12 protein-coding genes are annotated in these 15239 nt (G+C 39.6%); 2 read left to right on the top strand and 10 right to left on the bottom strand.

The features are described from left to right. Nucleotides 1-55: 55 nt before the first annotated feature. Nucleotides 56-2812, bottom strand: a complete 2757-nt coding sequence (locus V7L20_RS08250) for a PAS domain S-box protein (protein WP_334743604.1) — start codon at nucleotides 2810-2812, stop codon at nucleotides 56-58. A gap of 852 nt (nucleotides 2813-3664) precedes the next feature. Between V7L20_RS08250 and V7L20_RS08245 the strand changes: the two genes are divergently transcribed. Beyond that, nucleotides 3665-4897: a cysteine desulfurase-like protein gene (locus V7L20_RS08245; protein ID WP_334743603.1), complete on the top strand. Its 1233-nt coding sequence runs from the start codon at nucleotides 3665-3667 to the stop codon at nucleotides 4895-4897. Nucleotides 4898-4927: 30 nt separating this feature from the next. Here V7L20_RS08245 and V7L20_RS08240 read toward each other — a convergent pair whose 3' ends face one another. From V7L20_RS08240 to V7L20_RS08210, 7 genes are all read right to left on the bottom strand, one after another. Further along, nucleotides 4928-6202, bottom strand: a complete 1275-nt coding sequence (locus V7L20_RS08240) for a molybdopterin molybdotransferase MoeA (RefSeq protein WP_334743602.1) — start codon at nucleotides 6200-6202, stop codon at nucleotides 4928-4930. 55 nt (nucleotides 6203-6257) lie between these two features. Beyond that, nucleotides 6258-6884, bottom strand: coding sequence for a PEP-CTERM sorting domain-containing protein (locus V7L20_RS08235; protein WP_334743601.1), 627 nt, complete (start codon nucleotides 6882-6884; stop codon nucleotides 6258-6260). 283 nt (nucleotides 6885-7167) lie between these two features. Beyond that, entirely contained in the window at nucleotides 7168-8928 is a 1761-nt protein-coding gene (locus V7L20_RS08230; RefSeq protein WP_334743600.1) for a protein kinase domain-containing protein, read from the bottom strand. Between the two features lie 271 nt (nucleotides 8929-9199). Next, on the bottom strand, nucleotides 9200-9388 hold the full coding sequence (gene rpsU, locus V7L20_RS08225) for a 30S ribosomal protein S21 (protein ID WP_012407716.1): 189 nt from the start codon (nucleotides 9386-9388) through the stop codon (nucleotides 9200-9202). 117 nt (nucleotides 9389-9505) lie between these two features. Further along, nucleotides 9506-9823, bottom strand: a complete 318-nt coding sequence (locus tag V7L20_RS08220) for an RNA recognition motif domain-containing protein (protein WP_334743599.1) — start codon at nucleotides 9821-9823, stop codon at nucleotides 9506-9508. 179 nt (nucleotides 9824-10002) lie between these two features. Beyond that, nucleotides 10003-10125 carry a hypothetical protein gene (locus V7L20_RS08215; protein WP_334743598.1) on the bottom strand — a complete coding sequence of 41 codons (123 nt, stop codon included), beginning with the start codon at nucleotides 10123-10125 and terminating at the stop codon, nucleotides 10003-10005. 173 nt (nucleotides 10126-10298) lie between these two features. Further along, nucleotides 10299-11948: a hypothetical protein gene (locus tag V7L20_RS08210; RefSeq protein ID WP_334743597.1), complete on the bottom strand. Its 1650-nt coding sequence runs from the start codon at nucleotides 11946-11948 to the stop codon at nucleotides 10299-10301. 652 nt (nucleotides 11949-12600) lie between these two features. Between V7L20_RS08210 and V7L20_RS08205 the strand changes: the two genes are divergently transcribed. Further along, nucleotides 12601-12783, top strand: a complete 183-nt coding sequence (locus tag V7L20_RS08205; RefSeq protein WP_334743596.1) for a CsbD family protein — start codon at nucleotides 12601-12603, stop codon at nucleotides 12781-12783. A 238-nt stretch (nucleotides 12784-13021) separates the two neighbouring features. Here the strand turns inward: V7L20_RS08205 and V7L20_RS08200 are convergent, their stop codons facing one another. Together V7L20_RS08200 and V7L20_RS08195 are read right to left on the bottom strand one after the other, a co-directional pair. Further along, a complete protein-coding gene (locus tag V7L20_RS08200) occupies nucleotides 13022-14161 on the bottom strand; it encodes a GNAT family N-acetyltransferase (RefSeq protein WP_334743595.1) in 1140 nt (379 codons plus the stop codon). Between the two features lie 299 nt (nucleotides 14162-14460). Continuing rightward, nucleotides 14461-15228, bottom strand: a complete 768-nt coding sequence (locus V7L20_RS08195) for a DsbA family protein (protein ID WP_334743594.1) — start codon at nucleotides 15226-15228, stop codon at nucleotides 14461-14463. Between the last annotated feature and the right edge of the window lie 11 nt (nucleotides 15229-15239).

Raw genomic sequence — 15239 nt, 5'->3', positions numbered from 1 at the left:
CGTCTCTACAAGGGTTCTAGATAACCCATATTTAATTTCACCAGATGTTGAATACCTACTTCCTACTCCTAACTCTTAACTCTGCACTGTCTCTAAATAAGTGGTGTAAAGTTTGCAATAATTCTCTAGCTGTATAGGGTTTTGATAAAACCGCTTGCACATTAGCATCAGCCGCTTGAGTAAAGACTTCCATTGAGTTGAGTCCGCTACAGACAATAATTTGAACTTGGTTGTTCATTTTTTGCAAGGTGCGAATAGCGGTGATTCCGTCCATCTCCGGCATCATTATATTCATCAATACGGCATTGATTTGATGCTTGTGTTGGGCATAGAGTGCGATCGCCTCTATACCATTACTGGCAGTGAGTATTTTATAGTTATGGTTTTTCAGGATGATTGTGGCAATCTCCCGAATTTGGGCTTCATCATCTACAACTAAAATCAATTCTCCCTCTCCGGGGGGCAGATCCATCTCTTCTATGCTGAAGATTTGGGTTGCTTTCACTGCTGGTAAAAACAGATCAAATTTGCTGCCTCTATCAACATTGCTAGACACTTTAATAAAACCATTATGGTTTCTAATTATGCCAAGCACTGTTGAAAGTCCGAGTCCGGTAGCTGTGTTGACATCTTTTGTGGTGAAAAACGGCTCAAAAATTCTATCTAATATTTCTGGCGGTATCCCAATTCCGTTATCAGCAACGCTAATCACAATATAATGCCCAACTTTAGCATCGAGATTCATTCTGGTATAAGCTTGATCAATAAACTTATTTTCCGCAGAAATTTTGATCCTGCCGCCATCAGGTAAAGCATCGCGGGCATTTACTACCAGATTCATCAGCACTTGATGCAATTGTGTGGTTTCTCCAGTGACAGCCCAAATGTCTTTCGGGATAACTGTAGAAAATTCAATAGATTTGGGAAATGTCTGTTTAGCAATTTGGATAATTTCTGAAATCAAGTACTCGACTTGGATAATTGTCCGCTCTCCTTTATATCCTCGCGCAAACGACAAAATTTGCTTCACTAAAGCTGCTCCGCGTTTGGCGTTGATTTCTACAAGTGCCAGCAGTTGTTCAGACTGCTCTTCGTCTCGTAAAAATGTTCTCTGTACCAATTGAGCTGCTGCCAAAATTGGTGTCAATATATTGTTCAAGTCGTGGGCAATACCACCTGCAAGGATACCAAGGCTTTCCAATCGCTGGGTGCGAAAAAACTGCTCTTCGAGTTGTTTCTTTTCGGTAATATCTCTGCCTACCCCTTGGATTTCAACAACTTCTTTTTTGTCATTACGAATTGCGATCGCATTCCATTGAAACCAGCGAACACCATTAACTGTCAATGCACGTAGATCACGATTAGTCAAGGGATGGGGTGAAGATCCTAAAGCTGCTATATCTTTCATCACTTCAGGCAAGTCATCTGGATGAAGAAACTGGGAAAATGACTGACCACGAAACTCATCTTCTTTCCAACCGAAGGTTTGACAAGCAACCGCATTGGCAAAGGTAATCTGAAAGTGCAAATCAATGCGGATAATTATGTCAATTTGGCTTTCCACGAGTTGGCGATAAAGGTTTTCGCTCTGTTGTAATGCAACTTCTGCACGTTGGCGATCGGTAATTTCTTGTTGCAACAGGACATTGGATATAATAAGTTCTGCTGTCTGTTTTTCCACTCGTTGTTCTAACTCTTGGTTTGCTTGACGCAGTGATTCATTTGCCTGTTCGCGTTCGCTAATATCGCAGATTAACCATCGCCAACCAACTTGCTTACCCTGAGAATCGTACATGGCAGCCACTCTAATGCTAGCCGGAAAAGCTTTACCTCCCCGTGGTTTTAAGTAAGCTTCCCACTGCTGTTCCTGCTGCGAATTCATCAGTCGAATAGTAAAATTCTGGCGATCTTGGTGAGGAATAAATATAATTAATGGTTTTTTCACCAAATATTCTTGGCGGACAGCCAGTAAGATTGCTGCTGCTCGGTTAGCTTCTTGGATAATACCTGCTATATCAGTTACCAAATAACCATCTGGAGCGAACTCAAATAAATCCTGGTAACACTGGCGCTCCAATTCTACTAGCTCACGGGCAACGGCCAACTCTTGATTTTGTTCGCGCAGTTCTTCTTCTACAACCTGGAGTTCTTCGAGGGCTAGCTGAAGTTCTTGATTAATTTGCAAGATTTCAGCCGATTGCGCCTCAACCCATAGTTTTAAGTTATTTTGAGTTTGGTGGCGGACTTGCTCTATCTCTGTATGCTGATTAACCTTGCTGAATTCATCTTTGGGTTTTTGTAAATATTGCTGCAAGCCTTCAACGACCCCAACCATTTTTGCCAGGTCAAAGGCTTGTAGTAAGCTAGTCTCAGTGATGATTCCTTGCAATCGTCCGCGATCGTCCAAAACGGGCAAATAACGAGTCTGATGCTGACGTAATAATGATAAAGCAATGAAAATATCCGGAGAATCTGATTGTCTAAGTGTAACCACTGGCTGCGTCATTACTTGTGCGATCATCACCGTAGATAAGTCGATTCCCGAAGCTATAAGCCTAACTACATGCTTTTCAGTAAAAATACCTAACAAAATTGCTTCCTCTACAACCAAGACGCAACCACTTGAAGCTTGATTTACGGGGTTTAAATCCAATGAAAAATTTAATTCTTTAGGTGCATAATTGCTACATCCTTCTTGACTCATCAACAAAATAGCTTCGACAACAAAACTATCAGGCTTAATCGTTAAGGGAGAACGATTAATAACATTATTTAAGCTAGGTACATTAATCAGCTGATCGTTGAATCGCATAATTAATTTGTTAATTTTAATGATCTTTCTGATATCAAAACGAATTAGCAAAAGCTAGCAAAAGCAGAGAAAGCAAACTGTTGAAAACAACTATCAAGCAACTAAATTGATAAATCAGTTTTTATTTTTGAAATTATCTACGTGGTGCGCGTTCGTGTTGGCGAACGCGAGTAGCGTGTCGCAGACAAGCCTCTGGTAGAGAAGCGTCTTGCAAAAAGAGAAGCGCAACACAAGCCCGATAAGCGGGGAGTAGGGAATAAGGAATTAGGCTTTTCGAGTTGTACTGAGCTTTTTCAGAAATCCAATACTAGTATTATATTAACGATTTTAATGTATATAATGTATAATATAAACGCGCATCAGGTTATCACCCCTTTAATATCAAGATAATTTAAGAATCTTGTGAAGAGACATAGGACTCTGATTTGATTTATGAAAACATACTAAGACTGAAAAGCGTGTTTTCTCAGGGTTTCATCTAAAATCTTGTTCAAAAATCAGATATTAGTTCATATCACAATTTTAATTGATTAGTGAAAATTCGCTGTGTCGAAATCCCCAACTTCTTAGAGAAGTCAGAGATATAACTTTTTAAGAATAATTCAGGGTCGCTATAACTAAATATAGCAATCCGATGTGATTTTTGAACTGATTTTTGTGGTGTGCGAAGCGCGAGAGGTAGGCATTAGGCTTGCTGTGAGCATAGCCGAATGAGAGTAGAAAGTAGGGAATCAGGTCTTTTGACTTGAGGGCGAGTTTTTTCAAAAATTAAACAGGAGTCCTATAAACTTCTCTAGGGGACTTGCCAAAAGGTAGGCTAGGGTAAAGAACATTCTCCAAAAAACTTATACTATGCTTTTGAATCTTGATAAAGTTCGGCAATATTTTCCCGCCCTAGCTGGTGAATGGACATTTTTTGATAATGCTGGCGGGTCGCAAACTCTGAAAAAAGTAGTAGATAGAATTAGCGAATTCCTCCTGAGTTCTGATGTCCAGTTGGGAGCTTCTTATGCAGTTTCTCAACTTGCAGGAGAACGATTGGCTTTAGCAACTAGAGGAATGGCTACTTTCATTAATGCCAATTCTTATAAAGAAGTAGTTATGGGCCCATCTACTACAATGATGTTGAAAGTTCTTTCAATTTGTCTGGGTCAAACCTTCACACCTGGTGATGAAATTATTGTTACTAATTGTGACCATGAGGCGAATATTGGTGCTTGGGTGGCTCTCGAAAAACAAGGAATGAAGGTGAAAGTGTGGCAAATTCGCCCAGATACATTGGAACTTCATTTAGCAGATTTAGAACCTTTAATGAGTCAGCGTACAAAACTAGTAGCCTTGACTCATGCTTCTAATGTTTTGGGAACCATTAATCCTATCAAAGAAATTGCTGCATTTGTACACGATCGCAACGCGATGATTTGTGTCGATGGTGTAGCTTATGCACCTCACAGGTTAGTTGATGTCCAAGATTTGGATGTTGATTTCTATACTTTGAGTTGTTATAAAGTTTACGGGCCACATCATGCTTTACTTTATGGCAAAGAAGAACATTTATTAAAATTACCTGGTCTTAACCATTATTTTATTGACCAGATAGATATACCTTATAAATTTCAGTTAGGGAATGTCAATTTTGAATTAAGTTATGGAATGTTAGGTTTATGTGATTATTTAAGTGAGTTAGCACAACTGCACTATGGCAATCAAACTGCACCAGATTTGAGAAATAAAATGGTGCAAGCATTTGATTTAATTAGCATACATGAAGAAAAGATTAGCGATCGCCTCTTAAATTACCTCAACAGCAAGTCTAATGTGCAAGTGATTGGTCAATCAAAAGCTGATCGTAAATTCCGTGTGCCAACTATATCTTTTGTAGTAGATGGAATGAATAGCTCAACCATTCCAACAAAAATTGACCAACATTATATTGCGATTCGCTACGGAGACTTTTATGCTAAACGGCTAATTGAATACCTGGGTTTAGCGTCCCAAGGTGGAATAGTCCGGGTGAGTATGGTGCATTACAACACCCTTGAGGAAGTTAACAGTTTGATTGAGGCTTTTGAGCAGACATTTTAAATAATTCGTAATACTTGCCAGAGGCAAGTATTACGAATTATTTTGACCATTACTAAGCTGTAAAACTTGCACCTCTTCTTGTGGGGAAATTAATGTTTTACCCACCGGTAGAACAGCTAAAGCATTGGTTTGAGCTAAATTAATTAAATTGCCGGAACTTTGAGTACCATCAGCTTGATGAAATTCGTAAACTCCATCAATTAAATGCAATTTACCCCAAAGGTAAGTTTCGCGCTTGCCATTTGATCGCAATTCATGATGCGATCGCACTTTTAAAAACACTGGCTCCCAACCTTCAGCAATTCCCGAAAGTTTCTTGATTGCTGGTAGCACAAATCGCCAAAATGTCACCAACACAGCAGCAGGGTTTCCTGGTAAACCAAAGTAGAGTGAGGAGTGGGGAGAGAGGCGATTAATCGCGTCTGTACTAGGGAGTGTGGCGACGGTGAGGGGTTTTCCTGGCCTCATTTCCACAGATTGAATGTGGATTTTTGCTTTTAATGATTCTAGAATTTTATCAACATAGTCGTAATCTCCTACTGAGACACCACCAGAAGAAAGAACTATATCAGCGATCGCAACGGCGTGGGCAATAACTTTCTCTAAAGCAACTGGATCGTCTTTGACAATGCCTAAAAGTATTGGTTCTGCGCCACTTTTTTTCACTAAAGCTGCTAGCGCATACTGATTAGAATCAACAATTTGCCCTGGTTGCAACGGTTGATCGAGTGTCATCAACTCATCACCAGTGGAAAAAATTGCCACACGCGGACGGCGGTAAACACTTAATTGCGGACATTGTGTTGCTGCTAATACGGCAATTTCTGGAGCATTTAATTTAATTCCTGCTGGTAGTAATTGTGTTCCAGATTGATAAAAAGATGCTTTGTGTCTGACAAATTCTTGCGGTTTTGGCGCATCTAGAATAAATACACGGTTTTCTTCCCGGCGTGTCTTTTCTTGCATGACTACAGTATCTGCGCCTGCTGGAATTACCGCACCTGTGAAAATCCGCGCGGCTTGCCCTGGTTGAATTGTAGACTTGGGTTGATACCCAGCCGGAATATTTTCAACAATTTCTAAAACGGCTGGGTTTTCGCTGCTATGCTGTACATCTTCGTAGCGAACTGCAAAGCCATCCATTGCCGAATTATCCCAATGGGGAAAATCTAGCGGACTGGTTACAGGCATTGCCAAAATTCGATTATCTGCTACTAACAAATCGACAACTTCTGTATCATGCTGGCGATTCAACGGTTGTACTAAATTTAAAATAATTGCTTGTGCATCGCTGACTGATACCATAGCGATCGCCTCCAAATTTTTCTTTTATCCCTTTGACACTGACTAATTTGAGATTTTAGATTTTAAATTTTGGATTGAATTTCTGCTTGAGGTTAAATCCCAAACTACACACTGCTAGTAAACCGATAATTATGCTTCCTTCGGGGACTTTAGATACCTGAACTGAATTGTTACTTAAATCTAATATTTGCTCTGCGCGTGCTGCATTTCTATTGATCAAATGAAATTCTTTAGGTAGAACCTGATTGCTAAAACCTTCATCTATGAGTGCGAGATTATTATTAAGCCAGGTGTCACCAGGAAGCATATCATCCTTGCCAACATCAAAGGGGCCAAGGATTTTCTCTTTAGCGCTATCAAAGTTGAATCTCAAATAACTGTAGTTAGATGAACCACTAACCACTGGAGTAAAACTATTTATGAGATTACTCAAAGGATCAAAAAAGGAAATTGAGAGAGATTGCAAGTACTTCGTAGGTTTCGAGCCTGTTTCAGAAATGACGCTAGGAGCAGTTGTTGTATCGTAGTTAAATGAACCTTTAACTGAATAACCTGTGTCTCCTTTCCAGTTAAAGTTGAACTCAGCAGCATGAGCTAGGTTGTTGGTGGTTATGGCGATCGCTAATCCTAAAGCAGTAGTCGTCGCTATACTAATAGCTGTTTTAGTAAACGAATGTGTCATAGATACAACTTCCAAATTTATTAAAATTAAGTTTTTACAACAATACGATACAGCATAATTCAGAATTCAGAAGTAAAACACGCTTTATACCTGGGTAACAGACTTAGCTATGTGTACCTCACCAACATTAAATCTACTGGATTTCTCAAAAACAGAATGAAAGCTCAAGTAATTAGATGACCTCTTGCCATCGTTAACACCCCACTTATTATCAGCGATCAATTATCAGTTGTCAGTTATCAGTTATCAATTTTTAACTGATAACTGATAACTGTTCACTGATTTAACGCCACCCTAAAAACCGCAATCCAGGGACAATTAGGTAGTAACTGACTCCTAACCAGAAGCTAATAAAGACGCCTACAGAACCAAAAAAAATCAGAGGTAACTGTAACTCTGACCAGCCTGGTTGACTAGAGAATTGGAAAATCGGAGGCGCTAACCTAAAAAGAATCAAAATTGCATAGGCGATCGCACTACCAAAGGCAGCGAACACAGCGTACACTATATGATGGCTACGAAATCCTAAACTTAAGGTAAGTAGGCAAACTCCCACTAAAATTACTGCTACTAAGCCTTCACCGCTATCTTTTGGTGTGATTAATTGCAAAATCAACCAACCGAAACCATAGCTAATCATGCCCATCAGCGATGCTACTAAAAAGCGTCGCTGTTGACCAAAACACCCAGATACCGTCAGCCCCCAAGCGGTTCCCCAGCCTGCGGCGACGAAGACCAAAATATCTGCCCCCAAGACGGGTTGAGTATTTGGCACTAATTGGTTTTGCTGACTCCAAAGAAATTCCACAACCTGACGACCCAAGCTGGTGTGATATGCCAAAATAAAACCAGCGATCGCACCAAAACAAGCGCCAACATAAGCCAAGAGCATTGCCCAAATCGTCGCCACACAAGCTTGGAAAATTTTGATAATTGTCTGAGCGACAAAAATAACGGTTTTAGTTACAGCTTGGCTAAAGTTAGCTAAAATTTGTTCAATAGTTTGTGTTAGCTGTGTAAATCTTTGGTAAACTTGCCTTGAGCCTTGCTTAACCTTGTCTCGCAGTTGAGCAAATAATCCCGGCGGCGGTAATGGTTGAGAAATCTTCGCCAAACGTTTTTCAATTATAGTTGCATTTGGTGGACGCGATCGCACATCTTGCTGCACCATCTCATCCAGCAAATCTGCCAATTGGGGGTTGACATTTACCACACTTCGCCAGCGCAATTTACCCGTTTGCTGATCTTCCAATTCTAGCGGGTACTTGCCTGTAATTAGTTCAATCACCGTTCGACCAAGGGCATAAAAATCGGCACTTGGCCCGACAATTCCTCCAGTCACCTGTTCTGGTGGACTGTAGCCAGAAGAAAATAATCGGGTGGAACTAGACTGAGAACGCAGCTTAGAGGCGCTAAATTGTTTTGCCCCGCCAAAATCAATTAATACTAACCGATCGCCCTCTGTTTGCCCTTGAGACGGGGTTAAAGATGGCGAAGAAGTGCCTAGCATTAAATTAGAAGGTTTGATATCCCGGTGAAGAATTTGACGTTTGTGTAATTCTTGTAAAATTTCTACAGCTTGGACAAACCAGTTTAAAACCAAATCTTCTGGACACCCTTGGGGAAACTTTTTTAATATCTCCTCTAAAGTTTGCCCGTTGATTTTTTCCATTACCAGACAAGACAATTGGTGCGGTTTGGGGTTAAACAGTTGTACCTGAAAATACCCTTCGGCATCGACTCTAGGGACACCTGGATGGTGCAAACTAGATAAAACTGCCGCTTCTTGGGTAAATAACTCCAGTGCCTTTGGTGAATCTTCTATCAACACCTTCAGCACTTTCTCTGTTTGAGTTTTTTCATCCCAAACCGTGTAAATTTGAGCAAATCCTCCCGATCCCAAAGCCTGAAATGGAACATAGCGGTCTAACAGTTTTAGCGGTGCGCCACAACTGTTGCAAAATTTGTTTCCCCAAGGCTGAGGATAAGGACGTTGACAATCAGGATTTATACAGTGAACCGCCCTCTGAGTGATGTGGGACACAACCGCTACAATACAAAGGCTGAGTTGATTTTAGCGTTTCTTTAGGTTTCCTGATTTTAAAATAGGCAAAAGGAAAACCCTCATAAAATTTATGAGGGCATTCGTTTATATCTGATATATCTGAATACGCTGTTTGGGTTAGACTTGATCCTCCCTAACTCTCCTTAAAAAGAAGGGGATTAGAGCCAACCAATTGATCAGGGGGTTGGGGGGATCTTCCGAGACAAAATATCACTAATCCAAGTCTATTCATTTATATCTATGTCAGCTCTTAGTTACGGAAACTTCTCTTACTTTGTCTGTGCTTGGCAACTTCTTTGCGTTTGCGTTTTTCTAAAGGCGTTTCAAAATGACGATGCTTTCTCATGTCTGGAAAAATTCCAGCCTTGGAAACTTCTCGCTTAAATCGCCGTAAGGCTGACTCAATGTGTTCATTGTCACCTACAATTACTTGGGTCATTATTTCTCCTAACTAAGTTGACTTCATCAATGGCTATGGAAGCACTAACATAACAAAAAAAAGACAGACACCTTGTCTGACCTTAAGACTCTAGGTAAATTTTTTTTGTTTCCAATGTTAGTAGCGGTTGCGTCCGCCACCACCGCCGTATCCTCCTCTACCACCACCAAAGGAACCTCTGTCACCTCTATCTTCTTTGGGTTTAGCCTTATTCACTTTCAGGTCACGACCCATCCACTCAGCACCATCGAGAGCTTCAATGGCAGCTGCTTCTTCAGCTTCGGTTCCCATTTCCACAAAAGCAAAGCCGCGTGGACGACCTGTTTCACGGTCAGTAGGTACTTGAACCCGTTTTACAGTACCATATTCTGCAAAAATACCACTTAAATCTTCTTGTGTAACGTCATAAGAGAGGTTACCTACATAAATTGACATCGATTCTCTCCAAAATCATCACTGTGTAGAGATTTTAATTTCTCTGAGTAGTCTGTAAATACTAAAAGGAAAAAGCCTTTCAATACTAAAACCAAAGACATCACCAAATTAACTCTCCTAATCTAGGATGACATACGAGCCAACTCTCTGCATCCAGTAGATCGTTAACAGATAATTAACTAGTGATGCGATCGCGTCGGTGCGATCGCCTGCCCCCACCTACCATAAGTACAGCCCACTGCAAAAAAGGGTTGGAAATGGAAGAAGATAAATCCTGTAGTGCGATCAAGGAAATCAGACATGCAGGGGCGCATCTTTAATATCCGAATTGAACGTTTGACTGTATTAACCAAAAGTATTACTCCCAAATTTTAATATGAAAGGCAAAGTCAGGCAACAAATAAAGGTTAGACCTACTTATACTCTTTTAAAGAAGCCACTATGGAAGCAACTGCGATCGCCTACCTGCCTACCGTCACTTGGCTATGTCAAGTTGCTTATCATCACCTTTCCAAGCTGTTTCTAATTCGGCTTTGACAAGTTGAGCAGCCTGTTCTTTGCCCAGTGCCTCTAAACTTGCCTGCAAGCCAAATAGAGAACGCCTATTATGGGGATACTTTTCTAAATCAGCACGAAAGACTTTCTCAGCGTCTTTATAGTCACCTTTAGCCAAAAGCACAGCGCCCAAAAATTCCCGCGTCTGAAAGTACCAGTCTGGTGGTTCCACGTAATCAAGGGTATCTTCTACTGCTACTGCTTTTTCTAACAAGAAAATGGCAGATTCATAATCATGCTTTTCTTTAGCAATTTTGGCGTCTAGAACTTTTGAGGCAATGTCTAAAATGCGACTAGCAGGACTGAAGCCAATGGTTGCTTCAGTGAAAATTCCCTGTTTGGCAGCAAGTAATGCCCGACTTTCACTTGCTGCATCTTCAAGTTTGCCTGTGGCTACACTTGCCATACCGCGAGCAAAATGCCAAAGTGCTGTGGTAGTAGGCAATTTAGCATTGGGGGCGGGAGTTTTTAAGATGGTATCCCAATCACTAAAGCGTGTCTGAATCAGCATTTTGCTGCCTAAGAATCCCTCAAGCATTGGTGCATATGGGTCAATTGCAGTAGCATTTGCGACTAATGTCTCTGCGGCTTGGAGAGCATCTTTATATTTTCCTGCCATGCTGCTGGCCACCATGAGAAAATGTATGTTGTGGTTGTAGTACATCATGGGGTAAGTGCCCTGGACTTGATATTTCTTAATGTAAATATCATCTTGAGCGATCGCCTGTTTGTTCGCCTGCATTGCCCCTTGATAATCTCCTACATGAAAATAAATATGAGAAGGCATGTGTACCAAGTGTCCCGCCGTTGGTGCTAACGTTCCTAGTCGAATGGCACTCGCAAGGGCCCGTTCTGGAGAAGGTGAGGCTTCCACTGCATGAATGTAGTAATGATTGGCTCCGGTATGATTCGGGTTACGTTTGAGAACTGATTCTAAAATAGCCACAATTTCTTCTGTATCTGGCTGTGGCAGGCCATCTTTAGTCCAGTGCTGCCAAGGATGCAGATCCATCAAGCTTTCAGCGTAAAGCGTCGCCGCATCCAAATCATCTGGATAGCGCTTAACTAGGGTAGCCATTGCTTTTGTATAGTCTACGGCTAGTTGATACAAGTCTGCATCAGGATCTCGAGAGTAACGTTTTGCTAAGGCGGTAATGTAGTCTCGTTCTTGGGCAGATGCTTGGGTGGAAAGTGCCAAAGCTTGCTGTACCGCTTGGTAAGCAGCTAATTGTCGCTTGGGGTCGATTGCTAAGTTAATATTAGGGCCTAGAGCTAGAGCAATACCCCAATATGCGATCGCCAAATGGGGATCAAGTTTGGCAGCGTATTCAAAAGAACGCACTGCCTCATCATGATTGAAGGCGTAAATCAAATTTAATCCTTGATCGAAAAACTCTTGCGCTTGGGGATTAGAAGTGGAAACTGGATGGTGGATTGTCCCAACTCCAGATATTAAAGTATAGGGCTGTCTTAGTTGAGCGTATACGTAAAGCGGTTTTTCGTCAGCGATCGCTGCACTAGGAGGGGCTAAAGAGAGTATTAGCACCCAAATTAAAAACAAGTACTTCATTATTCTTTTTATTCAAGCTGTTTTTTTATTAATATTTAAATACCACAGTTTCTCTAAGGAAGCAATTTGTTCTTCTCCGGCTTCAGATTCTCTCTAATTATGAGTTATATTTTCGGTATATCTCTTTTTCAAGTTCCAGCTTTTCTTCATCTATTCAAATTATCAATTTAAAATATCTTGAAGTTTATCCGTAAGTTCAGACATATAAAGTAATCTATTTAGCGATTAAAGACGAAAGTATTTTGAAGCATCTCGTCTCATTTACCCTAAATTGAGTACGCAGACTTGGTAATACTGCACTATCTACCACCAATTTGGAAGTCTCCACATCCTGTTGACATATTTACAATATCCAGTGGTAATAAGCTAAATTGCGGTTATTATCATCACTGTCTACCTGAAGTTATAAATTATTTTGTCTCAAGATATAACAATAAAATTCTAATTTTCCCTCTTTTGGATATTAATTTAATTCTCAAAGATGAATTTAATATTTAAATAATTATGTACAACGGACACAAATATTCTTCATAAAAATATCGTCAGATAGAAGAATTAAAACTTGTCTAAAAGTAATTTATAAACATTGCAGTGCTTTTCGAGCAAGCAAGAGAAAATTAATCAACAATTAACATATTTAGGAAGAAAGAATATGAGTATCGAAGATAGAGCAAAAGCTTTTGCTAAAAACGTTGAAGGTAAAGTACAAGAGGTGGTTGGTGAAGTAACTGGCGATCCTAAAGATAAAGCTGAAGGTAAAGCTAAACAAGCTGAAGCTCGAGTCCGCCATACTGCTGAAAATATCAAAGATGAAGTTAAAAAGGATTTAGAGTAGTATAGGCGGAAGTTTATCTACCTTAAATAATCTCAAGTAGGGGCAATTCATGAATTGCCCTTATTTATCTAGTTAATTAAATCAGTGAACAGTCAACACTTATCACAGTAACTTTCTCAAAGATTTGACACTTCGGCTACCCTCAGTGACCACCCCGACTAAAACATACCACTTGTTAGAAGTGGGGACTCTGACCAAAAACAAAGAGGTACAGAGCAAGTAAATTAAAAGTTTTATACTACTTTGCAAAGCGTTTTTTAAGCACTTTAAGCTTTTTAATGATATATGCAGGCAGGAATCCAAACATCAAAGAAATAAGTTGATGCGAATATAATTTTATATTATAATGTGGGCGTTTATCCATCTTCCAATTGTCGTACCAAGAAAAATCACTAATTAGATTAATCTCGTCAACTTTATCCGTATAGGCTGACTTAACTACTTGTTCAAAAAGTATAGTGCCAGGAGAAAATTTTGCATAACTCTCATCGTAAGCCAGCTTCCAAATAATGATTGAACGCTTTAACTTAATCGCTAAATTGATCGCAATTGTTTTACCTTCAACCTCAAGTAATTGCCATTCAAGCCAACCAGCTTCTGATAGTCGGCGTGTAAGATTTGTGTAAAATGATATATCTGTTGATGAACTTGCAATTAATTTTCCTTTAGTTCCTTTCCAACTGGCGGCTTCCACTTCTATCAATTGAGATAAATATTTTTCAGTGGCTTCACTTCCTTTGAGGAAAATAGTTTTCACACCTTCTAGTTGATAGAGTTTCTTTCCCGACCTTTTGATAGTACTCCTTAAATTACCACTGAGGGTTTTCCAATATTCATCAAAAGATCCAGTTATTTTTAAGTTAGCTCCCATCATCCAATCAAGCTCTTTAATGAGGCTAATATCTGACATGCTTTCTAAAGCTTCGATAGTAGGTGAATTCTCCGGTAAACGGTTAAATACCATTCCCAGATGATAGGGGCAAAATTGTCTCGCAGCATCAATAAGGGCTGGAATAACTATATTTTCAATTCCCAATGCGGCTACAATATCGAGTGAACATGATTGCGAAGACCTACGTGTAACTAAGAACGAAAACTTGAATCCAAAGAACCGTTGTGGAGTTACAATTAGCGGCAGAACGCCTACTAGCTCCGAATCGTTATAAGCAAATACGCAAAACCATGATTCGTCTACTTCCACATAATGTTCAAAATATGATGATATCCATGCATACGAAGTCATTGGTAACTGTTGAGTAGCTTCAAAAGCAAGCTGATTCCAACTGTCTGCATGGAGCTTGAGTTCTTCAAGTTTTTCAACAATCTGTACTTTTAATTTTTCTTTAGTTAAGAATTTTGATTGTGTTAACGCTACCATCGTTATAAATCTCTAATTACAAAGTTTTCGTAAGCAATATTGCACATTAGAATGCCATTGAGGATTTGATACAATCTATCTGAATAAGTATAAAAAAAGAAGTCGTTAGCTAGATTAGTTTTTTTACTTAAATAAAGCTACTAGCTATGATTCACTTTATATAAGCTTATGTAGTTAGGTTTAATTGTGTCTACTTACTAAGTACAGTATTTCATAAATCTGTAACGAATTGACCGATGCTCCGCTAAAGCTTTGTGAGATTTAATAACGCTACGAACTTGTGAAATCCTGTACTTAGTTTACTTAGTATTAGTCAATATACTTTCGATATCTACTAGCTGCACCACTCCTGAAAAAGTTGGACTATTAATTACAAAAAAAGGTGTCCCAGAAACAGCCAATTTCTCAGCTAGTTGAATATCTTTTGTAATTGCAGGAGTAGCAAGAGTAAGGTCGCGTTTAAATTTACCCAAATCTAGCTTGAGTTTTTTAGCAATATCTAAATATAATGCCTGACCTAGTTGCTTTTGATTCGCAAATAGCGCATCATGATATTCCCAAAACTTACCCTGCTGATATGCCGCCCAAGCTGCTGTTGCAGCTGGCAATGCTTCAGCATGAATTGAAGTCAAGGGTAAATTCTTGTAAACTAATCTTATCTTATCTGGATATTTTACTAACAATTCTTTCAATGTTTTATGTGCTTCAGCACAGTAGGGACATTGAAAATCTGAAAACTCTATTAGCAGAGTTTTTGATTTAGTTGAACCTGTGGTGGGAGACTTACCAATCACGGTTTGAGGATTCGTCTTTAAATCTTGTAAAAATCCTTGCTGTTCTTGCTTGATTTTCTGTTGTTGTTGCTGTTGATAGGCTTGAACAGATTCAATAATTGCCTCTGGATGTTCGCGGATAATTTGTAATACTTGCTGTTCTAACTGCGGCTCAATGCGGCTAGCAGCTTGTGCAGGAAATGACCACGTAACAACCAAAACTAGCAGACTTATTACTGCCCAAATACGTAGATACTGAAATAGGGAACTAAAGCAATATAAAAATGTACCCATACAAAAATTCA

This window comes from Nostoc sp., from assembly GCF_036916735.1.
Classification (GTDB): Bacteria; Cyanobacteriota; Cyanobacteriia; order Cyanobacteriales; family Nostocaceae; genus Nostoc.
This window is presented reverse-complemented; position numbering and strand designations above follow the sequence as displayed.